Annotated in this window: 20 protein-coding genes; 10 read left to right on the forward strand and 10 right to left on the reverse strand. The window is 49.8% G+C overall.

Annotated features, from left to right (window positions below):
* Entirely contained in the window at nt 1-627 is a 627-nt protein-coding gene (locus Q1A54_RS19335) for an OB-fold-containig protein (RefSeq protein WP_299991471.1), read from the reverse strand.
* A gap of 171 nt (nt 628-798) precedes the next feature.
* On the opposite strand from Q1A54_RS19335, the gene Q1A54_RS19340 reads away from it, so the two are divergent.
* The 3 genes from Q1A54_RS19340 to Q1A54_RS19350 all read left to right on the forward strand — a co-directional run bounded on the left by Q1A54_RS19340 (nt 799) and on the right by Q1A54_RS19350 (nt 3162).
* A complete protein-coding gene (locus Q1A54_RS19340; RefSeq protein WP_299991474.1) occupies nt 799-1446 on the forward strand; it encodes a CatA-like O-acetyltransferase in 648 nt (215 codons plus the stop codon).
* Nucleotides 1447-1613: 167 nt separating this feature from the next.
* On the forward strand, nt 1614-2687 hold the full coding sequence (locus tag Q1A54_RS19345) for a 3-oxoacyl-ACP synthase III family protein (RefSeq protein WP_299991477.1): 1074 nt from the start codon (nt 1614-1616) through the stop codon (nt 2685-2687).
* A gap of 223 nt (nt 2688-2910) precedes the next feature.
* Nucleotides 2911-3162 (forward strand): hypothetical protein, encoded by a 252-nt coding sequence (locus tag Q1A54_RS19350; protein WP_299991480.1) that lies wholly within the window; start codon nt 2911-2913, stop codon nt 3160-3162.
* 125 nt (nt 3163-3287) lie between these two features.
* Here Q1A54_RS19350 and Q1A54_RS19355 read toward each other — a convergent pair whose 3' ends face one another.
* The 8 genes from Q1A54_RS19355 to Q1A54_RS19390 all read right to left on the reverse strand — a co-directional run bounded on the left by Q1A54_RS19355 (nt 3288) and on the right by Q1A54_RS19390 (nt 14686).
* Nucleotides 3288-4670: a DUF3526 domain-containing protein gene (locus Q1A54_RS19355; protein ID WP_299991482.1), complete on the reverse strand. Its 1383-nt coding sequence runs from the start codon at nt 4668-4670 to the stop codon at nt 3288-3290.
* 3 nt (nt 4671-4673) lie between these two features.
* Entirely contained in the window at nt 4674-6098 is a 1425-nt protein-coding gene (locus tag Q1A54_RS19360; protein ID WP_299991485.1) for a DUF3526 domain-containing protein, read from the reverse strand.
* Nucleotides 6095-6811, reverse strand: coding sequence for an ABC transporter ATP-binding protein (locus Q1A54_RS19365; RefSeq protein ID WP_366915847.1), 717 nt, complete (start codon nt 6809-6811; stop codon nt 6095-6097). The genes Q1A54_RS19360 and Q1A54_RS19365 overlap by 4 nt, the downstream gene beginning before the upstream one ends.
* 103 nt (nt 6812-6914) lie before the next feature.
* Nucleotides 6915-9347 carry a TonB-dependent receptor gene (locus tag Q1A54_RS19370; protein WP_299991487.1) on the reverse strand — a complete coding sequence of 811 codons (2433 nt, stop codon included), beginning with the start codon at nt 9345-9347 and terminating at the stop codon, nt 6915-6917.
* A gap of 76 nt (nt 9348-9423) precedes the next feature.
* A complete protein-coding gene (locus Q1A54_RS19375) occupies nt 9424-10344 on the reverse strand; it encodes a succinylglutamate desuccinylase/aspartoacylase family protein (RefSeq protein WP_299991490.1) in 921 nt (306 codons plus the stop codon).
* Between the two features lie 559 nt (nt 10345-10903).
* Nucleotides 10904-11182 carry a hypothetical protein gene (locus Q1A54_RS19380; RefSeq protein WP_299991492.1) on the reverse strand — a complete coding sequence of 93 codons (279 nt, stop codon included), beginning with the start codon at nt 11180-11182 and terminating at the stop codon, nt 10904-10906.
* 186 nt (nt 11183-11368) lie between these two features.
* On the reverse strand, nt 11369-12097 hold the full coding sequence (locus Q1A54_RS19385; protein ID WP_299991494.1) for a Mut7-C RNAse domain-containing protein: 729 nt from the start codon (nt 12095-12097) through the stop codon (nt 11369-11371).
* Between the two features lie 120 nt (nt 12098-12217).
* On the reverse strand, nt 12218-14686 hold the full coding sequence (locus Q1A54_RS19390) for an outer membrane beta-barrel family protein (protein WP_299991497.1): 2469 nt from the start codon (nt 14684-14686) through the stop codon (nt 12218-12220).
* 344 nt (nt 14687-15030) lie between these two features.
* Between Q1A54_RS19390 and Q1A54_RS19395 the strand changes: the two genes are divergently transcribed.
* The 3 genes from Q1A54_RS19395 (at nt 15031) to Q1A54_RS19405 (ending at nt 21473) form a co-directional block, all read left to right on the forward strand.
* Nucleotides 15031-16341 (forward strand): NCS2 family permease, encoded by a 1311-nt coding sequence (locus Q1A54_RS19395; RefSeq protein ID WP_299991500.1) that lies wholly within the window; start codon nt 15031-15033, stop codon nt 16339-16341.
* 240 nt (nt 16342-16581) lie between these two features.
* Nucleotides 16582-19860, forward strand: a complete 3279-nt coding sequence (locus Q1A54_RS19400) for a S41 family peptidase (RefSeq protein ID WP_299991502.1) — start codon at nt 16582-16584, stop codon at nt 19858-19860.
* A 551-nt stretch (nt 19861-20411) separates the two neighbouring features.
* Nucleotides 20412-21473, forward strand: coding sequence for an ArsO family NAD(P)H-dependent flavin-containing monooxygenase (locus Q1A54_RS19405; protein ID WP_299991505.1), 1062 nt, complete (start codon nt 20412-20414; stop codon nt 21471-21473).
* A gap of 76 nt (nt 21474-21549) precedes the next feature.
* Here Q1A54_RS19405 and Q1A54_RS19410 read toward each other — a convergent pair whose 3' ends face one another.
* Complete coding sequence (locus Q1A54_RS19410) at nt 21550-22314, reverse strand: oxygenase MpaB family protein (RefSeq protein ID WP_299991507.1); 765 nt, start codon at nt 22312-22314, stop codon at nt 21550-21552.
* Nucleotides 22315-22566: 252 nt separating this feature from the next.
* Between Q1A54_RS19410 and Q1A54_RS19415 the strand changes: the two genes are divergently transcribed.
* The 4 genes from Q1A54_RS19415 to Q1A54_RS19430 all read left to right on the forward strand — a co-directional run bounded on the left by Q1A54_RS19415 (nt 22567) and on the right by Q1A54_RS19430 (nt 26266).
* Entirely contained in the window at nt 22567-23427 is an 861-nt protein-coding gene (locus Q1A54_RS19415) for a bestrophin family ion channel (protein ID WP_299991510.1), read from the forward strand.
* A 391-nt stretch (nt 23428-23818) separates the two neighbouring features.
* Nucleotides 23819-24322, forward strand: a complete 504-nt coding sequence (locus tag Q1A54_RS19420; RefSeq protein ID WP_299991512.1) for a CsgE family curli-type amyloid fiber assembly protein — start codon at nt 23819-23821, stop codon at nt 24320-24322.
* A 33-nt stretch (nt 24323-24355) separates the two neighbouring features.
* Complete coding sequence (locus tag Q1A54_RS19425; RefSeq protein ID WP_299991514.1) at nt 24356-24790, forward strand: curli production assembly/transport component CsgF; 435 nt, start codon at nt 24356-24358, stop codon at nt 24788-24790.
* 177 nt (nt 24791-24967) lie between these two features.
* Entirely contained in the window at nt 24968-26266 is a 1299-nt protein-coding gene (locus Q1A54_RS19430) for a CsgG/HfaB family protein (RefSeq protein ID WP_299991517.1), read from the forward strand.
* Nucleotides 26267-26538 lie beyond the last annotated feature (272 nt).

Below are 26538 nucleotides of genomic sequence, written 5' to 3' on the forward strand. Positions count from 1 at the left end.
TTAAATGGTTTGGTAAGGTTCTATAAGGTAAAATTTGTTTTCAGCATTGTATTCGAGCACGAGTGCAGTTTCTCCTTTCTGCACAGCGGAGCCCATGGTTGTTCTGACATTCAGCAAGAGTGGTGCGCCCGTTGTTTTCACAGCGGCCTGTCCCATGTCAGTGCCATTGGCAGGCAACATCACCGTACAGATCTGCCCGATGATAGCTGCCGCTGATTCATGCTCTTTTTCCATAGCGGCGAACACTCGCACGAAAGGCATGGTCAGGAACTTAGCCACGAACAAAGCGGCCACGAACGAAGGGATCAGGTATAGCCATCCTAATAAGGTATAGCCGTCGTTGAAGTAGTGGTTCGCCAAGATGGAGATTACCCAGAAAGGCAGTGCGAAGAAAGTGAGGAACACCATGAATGGCACCTTGCCCAGGTTAAAGAAAGCAAGTACGCTGTTGAGCCAGCTGACGGCTGACACATCATCGGCATTCACGTCGGGCTCTACTTCAATATCAAAAAAATCGAGGTCCAGCAAGCCGAAGATCACGGCAAGCCAATACAGCATGACAAAGACCAGTAAGGCCGTCGGTATGATGTTGACACTGGAAAAGGTAGCTTGTATAAGTTCGTTCATAGGCAAAGTAGGTTATCAGAAGTATTATGCTATAAATATAAAAGAATATTCATAACAAAGCATATACTTTTTGCATTTCACACCTGGAAAAAATTAGAAATGCAGGTAAGCCCCTATCTTTGCGTTTTCGTTTATCAACGACAGGCTGCTCAAAGTCGGTCCTATTTATACATGCAAAACCGCTACAACAAAGAAATCATACCTATTGAGGGATGGGAACGCGAAGAGAGTTTTCGCTTTTTCAGCACCTTCACCCAGCCTTTTTTCAATGTGCACACGGAGGTGGATATTACGCCACTTTATCGCTATTGCAAACAACACGGACTTTCCATTTCGCTGGCCTATATGCACGCCACTACACAGGCTGCACGCGCCACGGAAAACTTCCTGCTCCGCATCGAAAACGGCCAGGTGGTAAAATTTAGCGGACTCGATTTGTCGACTACTATTCTCAAAGACGATAAACAGATCGCTTTCACGCATTTTCCTTTCATCGAAAATCTGGCCGATTTCTGTGCCAACGGCGCTACCATCATCGCCGAAGTAAAAAAGAGCAAAAAGCTTTTCAACGGCCACCAAGGTATAGACCTGCTGCACATGACTACCCTGCCCTGGTTTACTTTCAGAGGTATGGAGCATGCCTTCTCGATTGGTCAGGAAGACCCGGGTGTACCGAAAATCGGCTATGGCAAACTGGAGATGCGCGGCGACCAGGTATACCTGCCGATCAGCATTGGCCTGCACCATGCGCTGGCCGATGGCTACCACATGCACCTGTTTATGGAAGAATTAACAAAGGTTATTCAAAGCTGTTTGTAGCAGAAATCAACGGATAAATTGCGCTATACCTGGCAGGGTATACAGGAGAATTAATGTTCAAACACTTTTATAAAATTTTCCTTGTCATATATAGTGAGGATCAATATATTGTGTTGCTATAGGGTCTTGCACCCGGATGATATTCCTTCACCTTTCAACCTACCAATATGTGGCGATCCGTTATCACTGGCACGGGCAGTTATATCCCGACAGAAGTAAAAACCAACCAGGATTTTACCTCTCACAATTTTTACACTGACCAGAACGTCCCGATCGGGGTATGCCCGCATGTGGTGGTCGAGAAGTTTCAGAAGATCACAGGTATAGCGGAGCGTCGCTACGTGGCCTCCCACCTCACCACTTCCGACATTGCTACCCTGGCCGCTGAAGAGGCCATCCGGGACAGCGGCATCGACCCGGAAACCCTGGACATGATCATTGTGGCGCACAACTTCGGCAACGTGATCGAGGGTACTATTCAGTCTGATGCCGTGCCTGCGCTGGCTAGTCGTGTAAAGCATAACCTGAAGATCAAGAGTCCAGACTGTGTGGCGTACGACATCCTGTTTGGCTGTCCGGGTTGGGTGCAGGGCGTGATTCAGGCCGAGGCGTTTTTTAAGGCAGGTATGGCCCGAAAGGCACTGGTGATCGGTGCCGAAACCCTCTCCCGCGTGATTGACCTGTACGACCGCGACAGCATGATCTTCAGTGACGGGGCGGGTGCCTCAGTAATAGAGTACCAGGAAGTGCCCGAAGATGGCAGTGGCATACTCGCCAGTTGCGCCCGCAGCCACAGTGTGGAGGAGGCCTATTATATCAACATGAACAAATCGTACATGCCGGATGGTGATCCGCGCGTGCGCTACATCAAAATGAAGGGCCGCAAGGTATACGAGTACGCCATTAAGCTGGTACCAGAAGCCATGAAGGAATGCCTGGATATGTGCGGTGTTGACATCAAAGACCTGAAAAAGGTGTTCATCCACCAGGCCAACGAGAAAATGGACGAAGGCATGATCCAGGCGCTCTACAAACTGTACGGCCGCCGTGACATTCCGGAAGACATTATGCCGATGAGCATCCACTACCTCGGCAACAGTTCTGTAGCCACAGTGCCCACGCTTTACGACATCGTAAGCAGGGGTCAGGACGAGAAGCATCAGCTAAACAAAGGTGACATTATCCTGTTTGCTTCAGTAGGGGCTGGCATGAACATCAATGCAATTTGCTACAGGGTATAGCTACTATATAAGAACTTAAATCTGAGCCCTGCTATCCTTAGCGGGGCTTTTTGTTTCGGGGTGTTAGGTGTTCATTCTCAGTTAAAACACGCCCGATCAACTTGTTTTTTTGTAAATTGCATTGCCTTAGTTTAAGTCAAAATAAGGTATACCTGATCCGACTACGAATTGCTACTGCAGCTCTAGCAGTGCGGTACGTAACTTATTTATAATACCGAGTGAGATGAAGAATTTACTGCCTTTATTGAAGCCCAGATTAAGTAATTACTTTTTCATAAAGAACTTAAAACCCACGCTGCGATTTGTGGCCCTGGTGGCCACGCCACTTTGCCTGGTCAACAGTTTTATCGCCACCCAGGAAAGCATCAACTTCTATGCAGATTGGGCCTCTCGTTTCACGTACGGTTTCCTGATCACTTATCCGCAGGCAGTGGTGTATGTGAGCCTGATCAAGTGGTTTGACAGAAAAAGGTAGAGCCTGCTAAACGCATTTGAAATCCGCTAATTCAATTAAACTACCAAACCCATAAAAACAAATCCCCGCTGCAAAACAGTGGGGATTTCATGTTTAACTAATAGTGCATAATGAAAAAGCTTTGATTATTTGACGCTCACCTTTATCCTTCTAAACAACAGCATACCTACCGCAAAAACCAGCAGCACACTCAGCGCGAGCTTATACAGCCCTGCATGCACCGTCGCAAAATCAGGTGAACTGGTAAAGCTGTGCCGTGGCTCGTTCGCATAATCGGCATTTGTGAAATTGACCTGGTTGAACAGAAAAGGGTAGTAAAACTCCCGGAGCGAATCGTGGTACTGGGTGGCGCTTTGTAAGAAGCTCACGTAGGATGGTAAATCAGACCCAGCCATGGCATTAAAGATGGTCTGCACGTTAACCGGTACCGACCACACATTCAATTGTTCCACCAGCTGATGGCGCGCCTGTAATCCTTCCTGGTAGTCAAGTGCCAAGTCCGCCACAGCCACATCGCCCAGATGGTGAAAGGCATAGTACCAGCGCCAGGCGAAGCGTCCCTGAATTTCCGTTGTGTCGGTCCACTGCGGGTATAGGGCAAAGAACTTGTCCATGGTTTCGCGCTTAGGTTTGTCCCAGCCGCCGTGCACGACTTCCCGCTGTTTGATGGTGAGCTCCAAAGCCTGCGGCATTGGCTGCTTCACGGCGATGTACACGTTTAGCAGCGCAGGTATAATAATGGTCAGCAGCAGCCAAACTCCCAGCAGTGTTACGGCATTGAAAGCGGAATTCTTCTGCAGGGCTGCCACCACGAAAGCCACACCAAACCAGAAAAGGCAGTAAAGCACGACAACGCCTAACCAAAACGCAACCCGCATATCCGGCGAAACCTGCCCCCAGACCATGGCCACCACGGAAAGCAACAAGGCCATCCCCAAAACCAGCATCATCCGGAAAGTCAGCTTGGCACCGACAATCAAAGGCAGACCGATGGGTTGCGAGAGCAGCAAAGGCAGCGTGCCCTGCTCTTTTTCCACTGACAGGATATTGAAGCACAGGCCTATGATAAGCAGCGGAAACAGGTATACCAGCACAAAGGCCAAGTCGAAATTACCTGACAAGACTTTGAGGGGGTTGATATTCTCGGTGTCGTAGAGCTGTGACTGCAAGTTGAGCAGGCGGAGTTTGATGTAATACGGGTTCACATCGCGCTGCCCCAGCGACAGACTGGCCCAAGAGTCCGGGTGGTTGACGGCGAAGGTGGCGTGGTAATAGCCAATATCGCCAGCATCAGTCCCGTTGGGGTACTTAGCTTTCAACTCTTCAATGTTCTGCTCCGTCAGCACATCCAAAGCAGCAATGTTTTCCTGCTGCCGGTTTATTTCCGTGGTGCCGTAGTAAATGCCATACAAGCCTGCAAAAAGGGTCAGTATAGTGAGTATAAGTAACCCTTTATCGGCCCTAAAATTGAGCCATTCGAATTTTATCAGTATCCAGAATTTCTTCATCGCTTAAGCAATTTTAGTTTTGTCTATCAGCTGCATACCCACCAGTCTGACCAATGCCAGCCACATGAACAGCGCGATAAAAGACACGATGTGATTTGTTAATGCCCACCCGGCTTGGGGCGTTTCATACACAAATGGCTGAAACTCCTTCCAGGTATCTGAGCTCAGACGTGTTTCTTTGTCGCCGTACTTTAGTCGGGTTGTCTGTATGTTGTTGAGTCCCTGCGCCAGGTTGTAACGGTATTGCTCCGCCTCGTTTTGGAAGTGCACATAGTGATCGAAGTCCGCGCCTGCCATCCCCATAGACAGATGGCGCACCGCCAGGTAGGGGTTCAGAAAACTGGCATATTCTGAAATTCGGTTTTGCTTTCGGAAGATGTTGGTCAGCTCGTCGAAGTGCTCCTGGTATACCTGCGTGCTGTGCTCCTCTCCTGCCGCCATGCGTATACCATCGAAATTAACAGGCAGTTCTTCAATGGAGGAGACCTTGTACTTCTTAAACAACTCCTGCTTAAGGGCCTCCGTACGCTCGTCCTGTCCGCTGCCGTGCCCGTCTATACCTTTGGCTACCTCTTCATGCACATCAGCATCCATTTGTGCTTTGGTTGGGGTCGTGTAGAGTGTTGCGCCCAGGTTGGCAGATGCCTTCGGTATAATCACGCAACATAAAATCCAGATGCCCAATAGCGTAACCAGTGCTGTGCTTGACCGTTGGTGCAAGGCAGATATTACCACCGACAGCACAATAAAGATAAAGAAGTAGACCAGGTAAAAGCCTATGAACAACAGCAACCTCACCAGTACATCGCTACTCAAGTCAAACCCGCCTTTACCGAACAGAAGCGCACTGGCGAGTAGCATGGCTGGTGCCACCACGAGCGCTACCACTTTGCTGTAACCAGCTACCTTGGCCCAGGCCACCTGCCGAAGCGATACGCCCTGGCTAAGCAGTATCTTCAGCGTGCCCGTTTCCTTCTCTTGGGCAAAAGCTCCAAAACACAAAAAGATGATAAGCAACGGAATAAGCATTTGCAGCACGAAGGCTACCGTCATCTCACCGAAGCGAATTAACGAAGAAGATTGCTGCGCCTGACTGAAGTTGGCGCTGTTCTGCTTGTGTGCCTCCATAAACACGGAGGCGCCGGTATAGGAGTCCATGCCAAAATCCAGGAAGCTGATGCTGGACTTGGGACGGAAGGCGTAGGAGCCGTAATGCGCCATACGGTGCGGGTGACGGTCTTCCGAGTTGGCAAACTGGTCGTTCACCGTTTGTTGCGCTGCATCCCGCTCAGCTTGCAGCGTGTTATAACTGTGCAGCCCTACGACGGTAGCAGCCAACAACAGCAGCAGCACAATGATGCTAAGCGCCATAAAGCGGCGGTCTCGCAAGGTGCTGATGAATTCTTTCTTTGCTATGCTTTTTATCATCTTGCCACGTGCATGTAGTTCAGGTATAGATTTTCTAGTTCGTTGGCGTTGAGGTTGGCAGCAGGCTGCACATCCACGAGTTCACCTTCCCGCATAATGCCGATGCGCGTGCCCACTTCCTTAGACCGGAAAATATCATGCGTCGCCATAAAAATGGCGGTGCCCTGTTGGCTGAGATTCATCAACAGCTCCGAAAACTCGTTGCTGGCTTTGGGGTCGAGGCCGGAAGTCGGTTCGTCGAGCAGGAGCACCTTGGCATGCTTGGCCACCGCAATGGCTATACCTACCTTCTGGCGCATCCCTTTGGAGTAACCGCCTACCCGGCGACTGACAGCATCGGCCGGCAAACCTGCCTGCACCAGGTAGTGCATTAATTCTTCTTTCGAATAGTCGAATCCGGCCAGACTACTGAACAGCGCCAAGTTCTCCATACCTGTCAGGTTAGGGTACAGCATCACGTTCTCGGGTATATAAGCCAGGTATTCTTTTACCTGCGTCACGTTGCTGGCCACCTCGTATCCGTTGATATAAGCGGCACCAGAAGAGGGCTGTATAAAGCCCAGGAACAGGTTGATGGTCGTAGATTTGCCCGCGCCGTTCTGCCCCAACAGACAGAAAATTTCGCCGGCACTTATCTGGAGGTCCAGGCCTTTGAGCGCCACTTTATCCTGGTACTCTTTTCTGAGTTGTTTCGCTTCTAATATGTATTCCATATTCTTAGATGATGATGGTTGATGTCTTTTGATATGTTGCTTCAATAATCTTTCTTAACTCTCGGGATGCATAATGCTTCTGACGACAATGTTCTCCCATCCATTAAAAGGTATAGCCGATTGTAGCCATGTAATTTCTGGGCGCTCCTGGGCTGGCACGGAAGTAATCATAGCCGCCGACAAAGTAGCGCTCGTTGAGCAGGTTATTCAGATTGAGTGCGAACTTGAACTTGTTCACATTGTAGAAAAGGGCAGCATTGGCTACAGCATAAGATGGCCAATAGTCCCATATCAGTTCGCCGGTGTTTACCTGGTTTACCTGCACTTCCATGCGCCGGCTATCGATGTAGTTACCGCCCACCGCTATACCAATTCCTCTTAAGGCGGAGTTGGCAAAAGTATACTTGGCCCACAACCCTGCCGAGTGCCTTGGTGCATTGGGAGCCATCATGCCGTTCTCTGCACTCAGGTCAGCGCCCTGCACTTCGGTGTGGTTATAGGCATAGTTGGCATTCAGGTTAAAGTTTGGTGTGATGTTACCCGTTAGTTCTAGCTCTGCCCCTTGTGACAGTGTTTTGCCGTTTTGCCTGTAAATCGGATTACCTTCTTCTGTCAACTGAAAGGTATTCACCAATGTATTGCGCTTCTCAACCTGATACAGTGAGAGCGTGGCAAACAGCGCTTTTTGGAAGAACTCTCCTTTCAGGCCTGTCTCCACCTGGTAACTAGTTTCGTTTCGGAAGGGCTCGCTTCGTCCGTAGCGCTCCGGATACTTGATGTACTGCGGACCAATAGGTCGGAAGCCCTGGCTATAACTGGCAAAGAAGTTCAGGTTATTGCGTAGCGAATAGGTAAGGCCGACTCGTGGCAGCAGCACATTTTGCTCTATGTTCTCTTCCCCGTCGCCATAGTCGCGTCTGTCGCGGAACATCTCGTAGCGTAGTCCTACCAACAGCCCCAAGCGGTCTGTCAGCTCCACCTGGTCCTGCACGTAAAGCCCCGTGGTATGAAACACGTTATTGAGGTAGTCGATAAAGAACTGCGGCAGCGGACGACGAATGTAATTGCTGGTGTTCTTCACTTCGTACACCGGGTTCTTCAGGTCGAAAGTCAAGGGTATGGCCGCGCCATTCACCAGCTGTTGCCGCGCTTCGAACATGGTGCTGTTCTTGTCGGTATCAAATTTCACATAATCGGCTCCCAGCACTATTTTATGGTTGATGCTACCTGTGTTACGGGTCAGTGAGAAGTAAGCTGAGAGGTTATCAGTATACTCTTTGGCCAGGCGCTCGAAGTAGCGGATGTTCATTACCGTGTTCTGCGGCGCATCAGCAAAGGTATTCAGGGTACGGTGCTCCCGAATGTCTTCGGAGTAAGCAAACTTCATGTAAGCCATGTTGAAGGACAGCCCATCATTTATTTTGTGGTTGAGCGAGGCGTTCAGCGACAGATCCGTTACCTTGAAGTGGTCGTTGGGCTGGTTGACGGCAAAGGAGAAAGGCAACGCAAACAGGTCCCCGCCTTGTATAGGCAGGCCGCGGTCCAGGTAGCCGTTGAAGTTGCTGTAAACCACCTCCGCATTCAGGGTCGTATTGGCAGTCGGACGGAAGGTCACTGTAGGCGCAATCATCAAGGATTTGCGGTCGTTCACGTCCCGAAACGTTTTGGTATCTTCAAAGCCGATGTTCATACGGTAGAGCAACGTTTTGTCTTCGTTCAGCGGACCCGTAAAGTCCAGCGCGGTACGCATGGTCTGGAAACTGCCGACAGAGAAACTCACAGCTTTGCGCTCTTCTTCCAGTGGCTTCTTCGTCACCATGTTCACGGTTCCTCCCGGGTTGATATCACCAAACAGTGCGGCACCCGGGCCTTTCAATACCTCTACCCGTTCCAGGTTGGCTACAAGCGGTACCCGAAAAAATCCGTTGCCATAGCTATACCCGGAACGCAGGCCATTCACGAGTCGGAAGCCGCTTTCGTAGCCGTTGCGGAAGCCACGTACGGTCAGGTCATCGTAACCTGAGTACTGGTTTACACCCGCCACATTCTGCACCACATCGTTGAGTGTGAAAGCCTGCTGGTCGTCCATCAACTCTTTTGTAACCGAAGAAATGGACTGCGGCACGTTGATGACCAGGCTGGATGTTTTGGTCCCGATAAAGCTGTACTCACTTTTGTAAGTGGTTTCTTTACGACCCAGTACCTCCACCTCCTGCAGGGCATTGGAGATAGTTTTGAGTTGAAAGTCAATGTGAGCATATGGGGCTTCCTTCTGTAATACCACCTGCCGAACTACCTCTTTGTAGCCCAGGCCTCTCGCGATAACAGTAAATTCTCCCAAGCTCAAATCGTTGAGAACGAAACTTCCATTGGGCTGTGTAATAGCCACCTGGTTACTTTCCTTTAGCAGAATGGTGATGCCTTCAATCCCCTTTCCGTTTCCATCTGTTACATTTCCGTTGATGGAGCCTGTGTTTTGGGCCACTGCTGCGAACTGGAAGAGGAACAGGAACAATATACTTACATGTCTTTTCATAAAAGTCTTTGATGCTAGTGAGGTGCCATGCCAACTGAAACTCAGCTGTTGGCTGCTACATTTTTTTGCCTAAGAGTTAGTTGATATGCCCAATGTTGAACAGGCCGTCGCCTTTTTTAACCGGAGGGTTGAATGTTTTGTAGAGAATAACTCCATCCGTTGGGCAGGTTACATCAGTAAGGTGATTGCCGAATAAGTCGGTGATATAACCTAGCTTCATGCCTTTCTTCACATAGTCGCCGCTGGTGAGGTCGCTGTAGAAAAAGCCTTCGTGCTGGCTGCTGACCGTGGTGCGTTGCGCCACCATAACTGGGTTCTGTACCGTGTTAGGTTTCCCTTCCAGTATCTGCAGGTGGCGCATCAGGCTGAGCAAAGCCTCCTGTATCTGCAGAACCGGCTTTTCCTCTACTATACCCATGCGGCCGCACTCAATATCCACGGCAGGAATGTTGCGTTTGGTTGCTTCGCGGGAGCAGTAAATAGCTTCTTCCGTCAGACTCTGTTCATTGCCAAACTGCACGATAAAGTCGAAGCCCAGCGCCTTTGCCATTTGCCTGGCCTTTTCTGACACTTCCGGCATATCGAAGTAGTTGTAGTAGCCCGCGTATGGGCGCAAGTCATTATTGGCATCGCCGGCATGCACATCAATGAAATAGTCGCTCTTGGCAATCACTTCATTGGAAATAATATGCGCGATGTGTTCCGTCAGGGTGCCGTCCAGTATGCCCGGAAAAACACGGTTCAGGTTCTTGCCGTCCACGGGGTTCACCATCAGCGACCGATGCAGAAAAGCAGGTACATTGGCCATGTGCACCAATATCACGGTGCCGCTCATGTTAGCCGGGTCGAGGTGCTTTGATAACTGCTGGGCAGCCATGATGGGTGCGTACTCCAGCCCATGCACTCCTGCGGTTATACCTAGCACCGGACCTTTTTTGGCGCCATGAAAAACAGTGACAGGTATAACGGTACTGTCTTTCCCGCTAATGACAGGCAATAAGACAGAATGCTTTGTGCCAGCCTTTATCGCTTGCCCGGCGAAAGTAAATGGCTTGACTTTGGCTTGCACAGAAACTGCTGTGCACAATAGGAATACTATAAAAAGGTATAAAACTGAATTCTTCATTTGATCTAAATGAAATGTTATTTGGAAAGAATGACTGATCAGGAAGGGTGAGTAAAGGAAGGGGACCCGCTACTAAAGGGCACAGTCAAACAGCTGGTATGCTTATACCTGCCAGGCAGTGTAGATGCTAACAAACATCGCTGCCCAACTCTCACGAAAGCAGGTATAAACAGATACCCCAATCTAACTACAATGACTTTGCAGTGCGAAGGTCTGTTCAGCTAAAACCAGGAAGTAGTGGATTATACCAGCTGCTTATTCCAAGTGAATGCTGGCATTTGATCGACGCACCTATACCTTAAACTAAAGGCAAGGCGAGAACGGTAGCTGTTGCACAGGGTTTGAAAACTGCTATTCCCAGGTATAGGAGCACAGCTTTATGCCTGCAGCAAAGCATACTTCAAATGAACCTCAAGTGGATGATAAGCGCCTAGGCGATGGGTGGCCCCCGCAGGTACGTGTTGTTCGGATAAGTAAACTTCCAGGCGAAGCTGTAAGGCTGCAAATAGCAAACTTCTGCCCTGTATTTGATCAACTCAAATGAAAACTCTGGAGAAGAGAAATCTGAGTTGTATACCTCATCGACGTGGCAGTGCTGATGCTTCGTATCTACTTTTTGATCTGCATCAGGAAGCGCATGCTCGGTGTGATCGTGAAAGTGCATAGCCAATACCATCTCGTCTGGCACCATCACGCGCGTGAACAGCATCAGAAAAACAAAAGCGATATAGGTACGGAAGCTATACAAATTCTCGTAGTCTATGAGTTGTAGGTTTGTCTACGTCAGGAAAGCAAAGGTAAAATTTTGCCAATACCTTTCCATATTAATTTTAAATTCTTCCGCGTCCAGCTCATATCCTGGAAAGAAGGCATACACGAAATTTAAACCTGCAGGCTAGCCATCCATACGCTCTATCTTATGGACCAACTCCATCATCCGGTCATAGTGCGAACCTTTCCAGTATACCTGTTTGCACTGCTGGCACTGGTAGAATTCGTCAAAGTACTGCTTCGTTTTAGATGGCAGCTGCTCCAGTACTTCCTGTTTATCCACTGCCACAATGTTTCCGTTACAAACCATGCAGCGAGAAAAAGGCCGGAGCTGGTCATGCAGTTTATACCTGCTGACTACCTCTTTTAGCTGCTCCTCTGTGTGCTGCGAGCGCAGCCAGTAGCCTGCAGGTATAGCCTTGTGCTTGAGCAGGTTCACATCCCGCGTGAGCAGAATGCGCTGCTCCTCACTGGAAAGCCGCACCAGTTCCGGGTCCTGCAAGTGCTGACCGTATACCGTGTCGAAGCCCAGCATGCGCAGGGAACGGGCCAGCGAGCCGAGGTGCACGTCCAGCACGAAACGTCGTTCTCCTATACCTGACAGAAGCTCCTCCCCTCCCTCAAACGGGTATACCTCCACCTGATCATTCTTCTGAAGCCGCTGACTCCATGCTGCTTTTTCTCCATTCACCAGCACCTCCCGCACCTCTACATGGGGCACACCGATGGCCTCGAACATATCTTTCACCGTCTGGTGTTCTGCATATGTATAGCGGATGCTCGTGTTGCGTTGACGTGGGCGCAAAAAGTCGTTCAAAGAGCCGTGAAACTTGAAAAAGGCAGTCTGGGACATGGCGCAACAGGTATAACCCAGGTATAACCCAGGTATACGCACCCTAAAGCAAAACCGCCCGGACAAGGCCCGGGCGGTTTAACAATTAACAAAAACCAGTCTTTACTCTTTCACAATTACTTAATTTGCTCTGCGCGTCTCTTCTTCGGCACTGCCGGTGCGGCGGCGAGACGGACCAGACTGCGCCTGACCAAAGCGGTAGTTAAAGCTCAGGGTGGCTACCTGCGTGTCGCGGCGCTGGTAGAAGTTCTCTTCATAGCGGGCCAGGGCGGTATACCCGTTGGCTTTGTTGGTAAAGAATATGTCTGACACATTAAGTTTCACGCTGGCCTTTCTGTCCCAGAACTGCTTCTGCACACCTGCCGACATAAACCAGATCGGGTCTACTTCCAGGAAGCCATACACTTCGCGGCTGCGGTAAACGCCCACCAGCTCGGCTGACCAGTTGTTAGGCAGTTTGATGGTGTTGTTTGAGTTGAAGTTGAAAGTAGGGCGACCATTGCTCAGGTCTGTTCCAGCCAAAAAACCTTTGTAGTGACCATAGTAGAATGTGCCGTTATTCACACTATTGAACCAGTTCCCGATCGAGAAAGGCGCAGTCAAGGTCAGGCCGTAGTAGTCGAGCGTAGCCAGGTTGCGGAAGGTTTGCACCACCAGCTTCTCTGCATTCGGGTCTGGCGAGAGCACATTTACCATCACATCGGTGGTGTGGCTGTAGCTCAGTTTAGTGATGAAACGCTGATCAAAGGTATGGGTCAGCTCGAAGGAGTAGGAAAGCTCCGGCTTCAGGGCAGGATTTCCCGCTGCGTAAGTGCTTGGGTCCAGGAAGTTTTTGAAGGGGTTGAGCTGGTTGTAAGAAGGCCGGTTGATGCGGCGACTCACAGACATCCCCAGGTCATGCTTCTTGCTCAGGCTATAGTTAACCGCCGCACTCGGAAATAGCTGGGTATAGTTGCGCTTAAAGCCATCATCACCTACAACTTGTCTGCCCTTGGCAATCGTATTTTCGAGACGAAGCCCTAGCTGCAAACCAGCCTTCGTCCATTTCTTATTCGCATTGACATAGGCCGCATTGATGTTCTCGTCATACAGGAAGTGGTTGCTCTTGTCGGTATCCGGCACATTGCCGCCATTGCTGCGATCAAAAAAGGCCAGGTTGTTGTCGGCTGTAACCAAACTGCTTTTTACACCAGCCTCAAAATTGCCACCGATCGCCGCCAGTGGCTGACGGTAATCTGCGCGTGCTGATTTGATGGTTAGCTCACCGTCCAGGGTACCGTACAGCAGGTAGGGGCTGCGGATCTGCTCATTGCTCAGGTTGTAATAGTTGGTAATGAAGTTCTGCACATCCGTGTTGCGGTATGCGATATAATCCACATCGGCCGTGATCTCACGACCTACACTGTCGATCGTGTGCTTCAGGTTGAAATTATAGGCCTGGTTGCGGCGTCCATGCTCGACATCAGCAGTGGTGATGAAAGACGATTCGGGCACGCCAGCTGCATTGATCACACTGGAGCGGTTGTTTGTTCCGCGGTCTAAGTCCGACACAAATCCACTGGCTATCACGCCCAGCACTGTTTTAGGAGACAAAAAGTAATCAGCCCCTACTCTGCCGGTGTGATTGTTCAGCGTAAAGTCAAACCTGTTCTGCTGATCATAAGCACCGATGAAGCTGCCGTTCTCGTCCAGGAAGCGACGGTAAATATCCAGGTCATTGAAATCTTTGCGCAACACATAGTTATAGCTGCCGAAGAGGTTGAACTTCTTGGTGCGATGGTTCAGCTGCACTCCCTGATTTGATTTGGCGAAGCGGCCCTGTCCGTACGAAGCGTTGAATGTTCCGTTGGTGCCCAGGCTCTTGTCACGCTTCAGGCGGATGTCGATAATGCCCGAATTGCCGGCCGCATCGTACTTCGCCGATGGGTTAGTGATGAGCTCGATCTTCTCCACGCTGCTGGCTGACATGCCACGTAGCATGTTAGCCAACTCAGCACCCGACATCGGTACCTGCTTTCCGTCAACCATCACGATCACGCCCTGGCGCCCACGCATGCTAATGTTGTCATTCTGATCGATCACCACGCCCGGTGCTTTTTCCAGTACTTCCAGCGCTGTGTTACCAGCCGAAACAATGCTGTTCTCCACATTCAACACCGTTTTGTCGAGGTGCTGCTCGATCAGCGGCTTCTGCGCTTCGATCACGACTTCCTTCAGCGCCGTAGCAGACTGGCTCATCATAATCGGATTCAGTTTCAGAGCCTCTGCTTCGGAGCTTACATTCGCTTCCACGGGCTTCGACTTACCGAAGCCTACCATACTCGCCACGACCTTATACCTGCCTACGGCTATACCTTCGAACAGGAAAGCACCGCTTTCGTCAGAGAGTGTCCCTTTCACGAGAGAGGAGTCTGCTGCATGGAGCAGGAGCACGTTGGCGTAGCCCATCGGCTTGTCAGCTGTTTCCAGCACTTTGCCTGATATGGTGGCCTGCTGTGCCGAGGCAGCTGTGAAAATGAAGCATAACAATGGCATCAGCAACAGCAACTTGCCATTAAGTTTGGACTGGAGAGATAGAGGATTTTTCATGTGGACAGGATTAAATATTTTTCATAGTTTAATTGTGTTTATTCTAATTGCATGCCAACATCCTAAAAGGCTTTATTCCAGCCCGTTACGCTATATATTTCGAACAAATGCTCTATCCAAGTGTCTGATAATGAACACTTGTGTTTTAAAATGGACAATCAGAGCAGGTAGGTTTAAAGCAATAGAGAAGTGCAGCAGGCGAAGGGTTGCTTACAGGCAGATAAAAAATCACGGGAGGGCGAGACGGAGTTGATCACTGAAATAACATCGATAAGTTTTTGGGGCATCTCCGTATAAATTGCCTAATATTATACTCCCATCCATCTTCAACCCTAATCACAGGCATGGAGTCATACTTTGAACTGAAGAAAAATAACACAAACGTTAGGACTGAGGTACTCGCCGGCCTGACCTCTTTTCTGGCCACTGCTTACATTGTCGTTGTAAATCCATCGATCCTGAGCCAGGCGGGAATGCCTTTTTCGGGGGCACTGACGGCGACGGTTTTGGTGTCTTTCTTCAGCAGCGTGATGATGGGTATCTATGCCCGAAATCCGATTATTGTGGCGCCAGGCATGGGGCTGAATGCTTTCTTCACTTTTTCTGCGGTGATGGGTATGGGCATCACGTGGCAGGTGGCTTTGGGAGCTGTTTTCTGGTCGGGTATTATCTTCCTGCTGCTCTCTGTATTCAATGTGCGTACCCTGATTGTCAAGGCCATTCCCCGCCCTTTGCGCTATGCCATCGCCTCAGGTATAGGGCTGTTCATTACACTGATCGGATTTGCCAATGCCGGCTTCATTGTTTCCAATCCGGCTACAACGGTTGGTTTGGGACCGCTCTCACCGTCAGTTCTTACTTTTCTGGGTGGCCTGTTTCTTATGGCGATCCTGATCACGCGCAACGTAACGGGAGCCATCCTGATTGGCATTGTGCTCACTACTTTGGCAGCTTATCCGCTGGGCCGCTGGTGGGCCATGGAGGCTGATCCGGTTATCAGCTGGCAGGGACTCTTTTCTACGCCTGACTTCAGTTTGGTCCTGCAATTGGATCTGATCAATTCGCTGCAGTTTGCTGTTTTTCCGGTGATCTTCGCTTTCGTCTTCACCGATTTGTTCGACAGTCTTTCCACCTTTGTAGGTCTAGCCGAAGCCGCCAACCTAACAGATGAGCACGGGGAGCCACGCAACGTAGCCCGTTCTCTCACAGCCGATGCCATGTCTACTACCATTGCAGGTTTGCTTGGCTCCAGCCCCGGCACAGCTTATGTGGAGTCGGCTGTAGGAATCGAGGCCGGCGGCCGCTCCGGACTGACTGCGGTGGTGGGTGGTTTGTTGTTTTTACCTTTCCTTTTTCTGGCTCCGCTCCTCTCCATGATCCCGGCCATCGCGACTGCTCCTGCTTTGGTTTTGGTTGGTGCCTTTATGGTAAGGCCGGTTGTCAAAATCAACTGGCTGAAAATGGATGAAGCCATACCTGCCTTTCTGGCCATGGTGCTGATCCCCTTTACCTACTCTATTTCCCAGGGCATCATCTGGGGCTTCCTGAGCTGGGCTGTACTCAAAGTTGCCACCGGAAACGCCAGAACCATATCGCCTACGCTGTGGGTGATTGTCGCATTTAGTGTGCTGGCGCTCGTGATGCAGTCGCATTAGAGGAATTTATTTTACTAGCGTAACCGGGTCTTTTAGGTATGGCAAACTTTATTGTTTCATTGTTTGCTCTGGCTGGTAGCACCTCGTTATTTGTCTTGACACAAATCGAGGGCTGAGGTGAGATGATAATCCGGTTCCGATATCCCGCTTCCCCCAACTAAAGGTATAACATCGCTCCCCTCAAAAACTTATCATCTTTCCGACATCTTCCTTAACTTAGGGGCTTTCAATCCGAACCCTATGATCAAAAAGTATGCTTTAGCAGCATTGCTGGCCGCCGGATCGGCGCTTTCAGTTGCTGCGCAGGACGCACCTTCCTGGATGCGCTACCCAGCTATTTCCCCTGATGGCAAAACCATCGTTTTCACGTACAAAGGTGACCTGTATACTGTACCGGCAGCGGGTGGCACAGCCGTTCCACTCACCCTGCACGAGGCGCATGACTTCATGCCGGTGTGGAGCCACGATGGCAAGTCCATCGCCTTCGCCAGCGACCGCTACGGCAACTTCGACATCTTTGTGATGCCGGCCACTGGTGGTACAGCCCAGCGCATTACCTACCACTCAGCAAACGAATTTCCCTACGAGTTCAGCCACGACAACAAAACGGTATACTTCGGCTCCAGCCGCCTCGACGCAGCCAGCAACCGTCAGTACCCAACCGCTTATCATTCGGAGCTGTACCAGGTTGCTGTTGCGGGTGGTCGCGTGCAGCAGGTGCTCACCACGCCTGCCGAGGACGTGAAGCTGAGCCGCGATGGCAGTACCATGCTCTACCACGACAGAAAAGGCGGCGAGAATACCTGGCGCAAACACCACGTATCCTCTGTAGCACGTGACATCTGGTCCTACGACACCAAATCCGGCAAGCACACCAAGCTGACTACCTACGAAGGCGAGGACCGCAACCCGGTTTTTGCGGATAATGACAAAAACATTTACTTCCTGAGCGAGGCTAACGGTACCTTCAACGTGTACAGTATGGCTGCCAAGGGCCCTGCCAAACCAGAGCAGGTGACCAAGTTTGAGAAGCATCCGGTTCGCTTCCTGACCGCTGCCAATGACGGTACACTCTCCTTCAGCCAGAACGGCGAACTCTATACCCGCAAACCGAACGGTCAGGCACAGAAAGTGAGCGTTCGTATCGCGACAGATGCCAAGAGTAATAATGAGAGCATCCTTTCGGTGGGCAATGGCATACGTGATCTGGCCGTTTCACCTAACGGCAAAGAGGTTGCCTTCATTTACCGTGGAGAAGTGTTTGTGAGTGCCGTGGAGGGTTCTGTGACCAAGCGCATCACCAACACGCCGGAGCAGGAGCGCAGCGTGAGCTTCTCCCCTGATGGTAAGTCCCTGCTTTACGCCAGCGAGCGCGGCAAGAGCTGGAAGATCTACAAGACGGACATCGTACGCGAGGAGGAGCCTTACTTCTATGCCTCTACCCTGCTGAAGGAAACGCCACTGATCGAAAACGACAAGGAGAACTACTCCCCACTTTATTCCCCTGACGGAAAAGAAGTGGCTTTCCTGGAAGACCGCATGACCCTGAAAGTGCTCAACCTGGCCAGCAAGCAGGTACGCACGCTGCTGACCACGCAGGAGCTCTTCTCCATGCGCGATAACGACCAGTATTATACCTGGAGCCCGGATGGCAAATGGCTGCTGTTCGAGTACTCTGAGCCCGGCTTCGCCAATGGTGAGGTAGGCATTATTTCGGCAGACGGCAAAGGCAAGAAGATCAACCTGACCGAAAGCGGCTACAATGACTTTGCTCCGAAATGGATGCAGGGCGGCAAGATGATGATCTGGAACAGCACCCGTGACGGCATGCGCAGCCAGGCCAACAGCGGTGGCGCACAGGCCGACGTATACGCCATGTTCTTCACACAGGACGCCTTCGACAAGTTCAGACTCAGCAAAGAGGATTATGCCCTTCTGAAGGAACAAGAAGAAAAAGCGGCCAAAGAAAAGGAGAAGGAAAAAGAGCAGGAGAAAAATAAAAAGAAAGCTAAAAAAGACGAGTCTGCCAAAAAAGAAGAGCTGCAGATCGATTGGGAAGGCCTGAACCACCGCAAAGCGAAACTGACGCTGCACTCTTCCAACCTGTCGGACGCATTGGTGTCAAAAGACGGCGAAACACTCTACTACCTGGCTAAGTTCGAGAAAGGCTATAACCTGTGGTCGACGAGCCTGCGCAGTAAGGAAACCAAAATGCTCGTGACCCTCAATGCCAACCGCGCCAGCATGGTATGGGACAAGGAGCAGAAGAATATTTTCCTGGAGTCGGATGGTAAGATCGTGAAGCTGGACCCAAGTAACAGCACGAAGCAGGAAACCGTGAAGATCGACGGCGAGATGAACCTGGATGCCGCCGCGGAGCGTGCCTTTATGTTCGAGCACGTGTGGCGCCGCACGAAGCAGACCTTCTACACTGCCGGTTACCACGGTGCCAAATGGGAGGAACTGAAAGCCGACTACGAAGCTTACCTGCCGCACATCAGCAACGACCATGAATTCACTGAAATGCTAAGCGAACTGCTGGGCGAGCTGAACGTATCGCACTCCGGCGCCAGCTACAGCAAAAACGATCCGAACGGCGACGCCACTGCTTCATTGGGCATCTTCTACGACCAGACCTATACCGGCAACGGCATCAAACTGGACGAAGTGATCGTAGGTGGTCCGCTGAACAAGGCGGGTATGAACCTGCAGGCAGGTATGATCATCGAGAAGATCGATGGCGAAACCATTACACCGGACAAGGACCTGGCGCAGTTCCTGAACCGCAAAGCAGGCAAGAACACCCTGCTCACTGTGACGGATGCCAATGGCAAGAACAGAAGAGATATCACCGTGAAGCCTATCTCGCAAGGCGAAGAAAATACCCTGCTCTACAAGCGCTGGGTGCGCCGCAACGCCGAGGAGGTAGATCGCCTGAGCAACGGGCAACTGGGTTACGTGCACATACCGGGTATGAACGACCCAAGCTACCGCACCGTGTACGAAGAGGTAATGGGCAAATACGCCAACCGCAAAGGCATGGTCGTGGACACCCGCAACAACGGCGGTGGTGACCTGGTAGCAGACCTGGCTATGTTCCTGAGCGGCAAGAAGTTCCTTGACTACACCACCGATACCCGCTCCATGGGTATTGAGCCTTCGTTCCGCTGGACCAAGCCGAGTATTGCGCTGGCCAACGAAGCCAACTACAGCGACGGCCACTGCTTCGCTTTCAGCTATGCCGACCTGAAGCTGGGCAAGCTGGTAGGTATGCCAGTACCGGGCACCTGTACCTTCGCCGGCTGGGAAATGCTGCAGAACGGATCGGTGCGCTGGGGCGTGCCACCACTGGGCGTGAAGGATGTGCAGGGCCAGTACCTGGAGAACCTGCAGACTGAGCCAGACGTGAAAGTGGCGAACGAATACGAACTGGTAAGCAAAGGAAAAGACCAGCAACTGGAGGCAGCAGTTCGCGAACTGCTGAAAGATATAGAAACGCAGGGAAGCGCTCAGAAATAAGCGACCCTTAGGTATAGAAAACGCCCCGGCTCTGGTCGGGGCGTTTTTTTTTTTGCTTGGCTATACCTGTCAAAACCCAATCTGTCATTTCGAACGCTAGTGAGAAATCTGGAGCATTTTAAACCAATAATTCAGATTTCTCTGATCGAGGGGGCCTAATCACTACTGATCGCAACATGCTAAAAAGGGTTTGCAAATCTTTAAAGTTAGATTCTGCCAATTAAAACTGCCCCGTTGAGGAAAAACGAGAACGCGAGTTCGAAGATTGCGACCGTAGGTAAAAAGGGGGTGTTCTATAGGCCGGAGGCCATTCAGAGCAGAAACCAAATAGCAAAACAGCAGCCTTTTACACCCCTATGTCCCCTCAAGGGGAAAGTTTCGCTTCCTGTTTTCAGCCTGAATAGTCAAAAAACAATTCTTTCACAGGTTTCGAACAGTAGGGGCCCCTACTCCCAGCTACACTCGCCCCCTTCGATTCGCGTCTCGGGCGTGTTCGAAATGAAAGAAAAAGTTTAAATCCCGTATCTTCCCACATCAACAGCTTACCTGACATGCAAAAGATCTACGACACCATCGTGATTGGCGGTGGACAAAGTGCGCTGGCCTGTGCCTACTACCTGAACCGGGCAAATCTCAATTATCTGTTACTGGATGACCAGCAGGCTCCGGGGGCTTCCTGGCGACACTACTGGGATTCTCTCACCCTCTTCTCCCCGGCTGCCTTCAGCAGCCTGCCTGGCTGGTTGATGCCGGAGAGCAAGGACGAGTACCCTTCCCGCGACGAGGTGATCGACTACCTGACGCAGTACGAAAACAGGTATAAAGTACCGGTAGAAAGGCCTGTACATGTACAGGATGTCTGTTTTGAGGATGGCATCTACGAGATTGAAACGAAGGAGAAGACTTACTTTGCCCGCACCGTCATTAGTGCCACCGGCTCCTTCCGGAAGCCTTTTATACCTGACTTCCCAGACGCTGATAAATTCAAAGGAAAGCAGTTGCACTCGGCTGCCTACAAAAAACCGGAGCCATTCTCCGGAAAGCGGGTGCTGATCGTAGGCGGCGGTAACTCCGGGGCGCAGATTCTGGCTGAGGTATCTGAAGTGGCGGATACAAGCTGGGTAACACTGGAAGAAGTAACCTTTCTGCCGGACGATGTGGACGGGCGTGTGCTCTTTGACCAGGCGTCGGCGCGTTATTATGCCATGCAGCATGGTCGGGAGTTGAACAGTTCTCAGTTTCATGTCGGCAACATTGTGATGGTGCCGCCGGTGAAAAAAGCCCGTGATCGGGGAGCATTGCACACGATGCGTCCTTTCGAGCGTTTCTACGAGCAGGGAGTTATCTGGCCAAACTGTAAACAAGAGAAGATCGATGCCGTGATCTGGTGCACGGGCTACCGCTTTGCGCTGGACCACCTCGCCTGCCTGCAGTTGCAGCGCGACGAAAAAGGAAGAGTAGCGGTCGAGGGCGCCAGGTCAACACAGCAGCCGGGGCTTTGGCTGGTAGGCTATGGTAACTGGACCGGCTTCGCCTCCGCCACCCTCATCGGAGTGGGCAGAAGCGCCCGGCAAACTGTCGCCGAAATCCAAAAACACCTGGAGCAGGTATAGACCACTTCAGGTATAGCTGACTAAAAAAGACGCTTATTTAACATAAAAAGGCAACCAGATAATCAACAACAAGCCTCTAGGCTGGGTGCACATCCAATTCCTTTATTTCGCTCTTATAAGCCGGTGGCAGGATCAGGGACTTGATCAACCAGTCGGCACGCAACCGGCGGCTGAGTTTGTAGACAGACAGCACTGGTTTCAGAACGGACCACTTACCCAACGCAAGCTGCTCGCGCACGATCGTCGGCACGATCAGTTTCTGCCCCTCCAGCAACAGCTTATACCGGATCGGCCCCAGGTGCTTGCGGTACTGTTTGTACAGATCGGTGGTAAAGTAGCTTGCTACCAGATTTTCCTCTAAGTGGCGCTGCCGCATGTGGAGCCAGTCCTGGTACGTCTCCGGCAGCCCTTGAAGCCCCATGCGTGTACCTACCCGCCAGAACACTTCAAACACACTTTCTTTCTCGGCATCAGAAAGCTTCCGCTCCAGTAACTCAAAAGAGCGGATGGAATAGTCGATCAGCATAAACAGCACATCCCGATACGCCCAGTCAGGTATAGCCATGCCGCGTTTTGACTCTACCCCGGCATGTATCTTCGCCATCGTATCGATCGCTTTGTGGGCCCCATCAAGACTGGAAAACACGATCTGGCGGGCATAGCCTACCGTCGAGAACAAGCGCCCCAACGGGTCAGCGGGAAGCCGGCCGGTGAAGTAGAGCCAGTCCACCGCTTTGTTGAGTGCAAATTCGGCTGAGGCGCCCGCGAAAATGAAGAGGATGGTATCGCCCTTTCCCCAGATCTCGCGCACCACACTGCCCTGCTTTACAAAGTATTCCATATAGTTAGAACAAAGGTATAGGCTAAAATGTGCTGAAAGGCACTCATTTTTAGTCCCCTGCAGTTTGGAGAGTCCCACATTGGTATATACAACTGATAATCAAACACATAAATAAAATCCCATATTTATTTTTGGAGCAGAGGCTTGCGCATTAAAAAAAATTGTACTTATCTTTAGGCTCAACTTTTAGCCGAGCTGAACCCCGCTTAGCCTGCCCGCTCACTTAGGGACGGGCTAAGCGGATTCTTTTTTATGATCAACTACAACCCCAAAGACTGGTTCGTTTTCATATTCCGTTTCTCGAAGGCCGACACCTTCAGGAAACTCCTGCCACTTATGCTGGGTGTGGGCGTCTATGCCGGTCTGGTTGCCTACCTGGAGTTGAACTTCCTTAACCTTTCTGAGACGCAGTACCTCCGGAACGTAGGCATGATGCATAGCGTGCTGGGTTTTGTGATCTCGCTTTTGCTGGTGTTCCGCACCAACACCGCCTACGACCGCTGGTGGGAAGGCCGCAAGATATGGGGCGGTATCACCAACAGTTCCCGTAACCTGGCCATCAAACTGCAGGCCATCGCAACCGACAAAGACGACCGTCGTTTTTTCAGGTTGATGATTCCGAACTACGCCTTTGCTCTTAAAGGCCTGCTGCGCGAAAACGAAGACTTCCGTGAGTTGGATCCCGTACTCGACCTGAAGAAAGAGAAACACTTACCCAACCAGGTAGCTGCCGGCATGTATGTGCGTCTCAATACGATGTATAAACAGGGGAAAATTGACACGGCTCAGATGCTTGTGCTCAACGAGGACATCAAGGCCCTGACAGACCATTGCGGCGCCTGTGAGCGCATCAAGAACACCCCTATACCTTATACCTACAGCGTCTTTATCAAGAAGTTTATTTTCTTTTACGTCATGACGCTTCCCTTTGGCTGGGTGTTCAGCCTGAGCTATTACGTGATACCGGTTGTCATCCTGATTCTATATGCCCTGGCCAGTCTGGAGCTGATTGCCGAGGAGATCGAGAACCCATTCGGCACTGACCCGAACGATTTGCCTGTTGACCAGATATGCCATAACATCCGCAAGCATGTGAGCGAAGTCATGGAATAAAATGCATTATTTAATCATATCATCAATTGGTTGATAGTAAAGAATGTTATAACCCTCCCCCAGTACTTTACACAAAATAACTATAGTACTCCACGATCATTTTAAAATCTAATACCCTCTCAGGTATAATAACTGGTTAGGTTCTCAAATGTGCAGAGGCTTTTTTGTGCAATTCTATCTGTCCCATACCTTTCACACAACCTCTTGAACATTCTCACATCCTATTCTTTAAGCTCACGCCCTACAACCATTATAATTATCTGTTATTATTTAGAAACTTAATTATTTTTGTAAAGTATATTCCCTATATTTGACTTAAGGAATCCTAAATTTTGGCTACTTAATGCAATTGATTGTGAGGACTATTTACCTTTTCATAGTGTGCTGCACCATGTATATATGGAGTCCCTCTGTGCAGGTATATGCCCAAAAAGGCAAAATCCCTCCAAAGACTACTATACCAAAAACTGCCGTACAGGATACGCTTCGTAATGGCGGCATTGAAAACAAGTCCGAACGCATAGAAGAGAAAAAACCAATCGAGCAGAAAATCAGGCATTCTTCTCAACTTGAGGTAGACGGCTTGATCGTTGACGAAACTATTACCAAAGTAGGGCGCGACTTTTATGAGATATTCCATAACAAGTGGGAGCCCCCAATGTTTGTAAAAAACTTTACCATTTTAATAAAAGAATTCCCCACCAGAGGCAATGGTGCCTTGGTGCAGATTCAGGTAAACGAAGAGATAATTTTCGAACAGCAGTTACAGCCGCGTTACGATATCATAGAAGAGCTGGCAGGATATGGAGTAGCGATAGCGGCTGAATACCTGGAAAACAACCGGCTTCAGCAGCAGCTGGATGCAGATGGCAAAAGATCAATAGAAAGATTTTAAAACACCCTTAACAGTCACTTTAACCTTCTCATTATGCGCAAACTACTTCTACTGCTTTGCTTCACTTCGGCTATGTTTGTAGTCGGCACCCTCGACTCGCAGGCACAGGATATGGTATACCAGCCTCGTAACCCTGCTTTTGGCGGCGATACTTTTAATTATCAATGGCTACAGTCCTCTGCCCAAGCACAAGATAAGCTGAAGGATCCTTCAGCGGCTGCTTCCTCATCTAGTTTACTTAACCGTGATCCACTTAAGGATTTTCAGGAAAGCTTAAATCGCCAGATTCTTAGCCAACTGTCCAGACAACTAGTTGTTTCTCAATTTGGCGAGGGCGCTTTGGCACCTGGTGAGTACACGGTAGGCAACTATCAGATTGAAGTGACAGAAGGAAGAAGCGGAATTAACATCGTTATAACGGATATCTCGAATGGTAACCAAACCACTGTAACAGTACCATACTATTAGTAGAAGGACTAACATACATTCATCACTCACGCTCTTTATTACTTCTTCACGCATAATACCCTTTATATGCTTAAGATTAGCTTTCAACAGGCTTGTTTCATGCTTTGTTTCATTTTTTCCATCGCATTAAACTCCTGCTCCCCTTACTTCAATCAGCCAACTGGTACCTCAAGAGCTATGCTGGGGGTTTCTGCCCCAGGCAACCAGGATTTGGTCAACTTACCGGCGCCACAGCAAAAAGTGGTTGCAGCAGTTTATAAATTCAGAGACCAAACCGGACAGTACAAACCTTCGGTGAATGGAGCCAACTGGTCTACCGCCGTTACGCAGGGAACAACGACTATCCTGCTCAAATCTTTAGAAGAATCCGGTTGGTTTACTCCTATAGAGCGAGAGAACTTAGGCAACCTTCTGAACGAACGTAAGATCGTGCGTTCCACCAGAGCGGAAGCTGAAGCTATAACAGGCAGACCTGAGCCCATACTACCAGGCTTGTTGTTTGCGGGTATCATATTAGAAGGTGGTATTATATCTTATGACGCCAACGTGATAACAGGTGGTGCAGGCCTGCGATACTTTGCGGCAGGTGGCTCCAGCCAGTACCGCGAGGACAAAGTAACGGTATACCTCCGCGCTATTTCGACAAGTACGGGCGAGATTTTAAAAACTGTGTATACCTCTAAAACCATCCTGTCGCAATCCATTGACTTTGGTATGTTCCGTTATGTGAAGTTTAAGCGGCTGCTCGAAGCCGAGACAGGCTTTACTTATAATGAACCTTCTGAGATAGCCGTAAAAGAAGCTATAGACAAGGCGGTGCAAAGCATGATCATAGAAGGTATAACTGCTGGTCTATGGACCCTTAAAGACAAAAAGGATTTAGAATCCCCGGTTATACAAAATTACTTCAAGGAAAAAGAAGACTTGCCAAACAATGACATTCATGGCCAGCTAATGACCGACAGGCGTGGACGCATAGGTATAAGTGCAGCAGCTGGTGCTATGCGTTACAATGGAGATTACTCCAATCCTGCTGTCAGAGCGATGGCAGATTTCGGCTTTAGATACAGCACTCGTAATAGCTTGGCTTTTGACCTAAAGGTCGGAAGAGGTACGTTGGCCACAGCCCGCAATTTTAATACAGGAATAAACTATGCTGAAGTAAATGCCAACTATTTCTTTTTCCCTAAGCTACAATACACACCCTATGTTCAAGTAGGTGGGGGCTTGGCCCAAGCAAACAACAGCATAGGCGATTTCGGATCAGACCTCAACTCAGATAATCTTTTCCCTTATCTGAAAGGGAGCGTTGGACTCGAGTACCTGGCTACTCCCCGACTAGGTATAGATGTGAATGCCTCCAGCTCCTATTTCTTGAGCGACAACTTTGACGGTGTGCAGCAAGGGCGCTTCAACGATTATTTCTGGACAGCTAAACTAGGTATAAATTGGTATTTTAATTTGTACAAAAAATAGGATCCGAAACATAGCAAAAATACCATAAAAGGGCTCCTTCTGATCGAAGGAGCCCTTTTATTTTGCACTAAACCTACACCAATCCAATATTATAAAATTGTTAAAAACATATTATATAAAATAATATTACATTTATTTCAAAAATATGTAACTTTGATAACATTAATTAGTAAAAGCCTAATATAAAAATCACATAAAGTAGCTTTGTTGATTCACAAACTGCACTATATCAATCAAAAAATAGAAAAAACAAAAAAAAATATTGATTAGAT

Source organism: uncultured Pontibacter sp. (assembly GCF_947502515.1).
GTDB lineage: Bacteria > Bacteroidota > Bacteroidia > Cytophagales > Hymenobacteraceae > Pontibacter.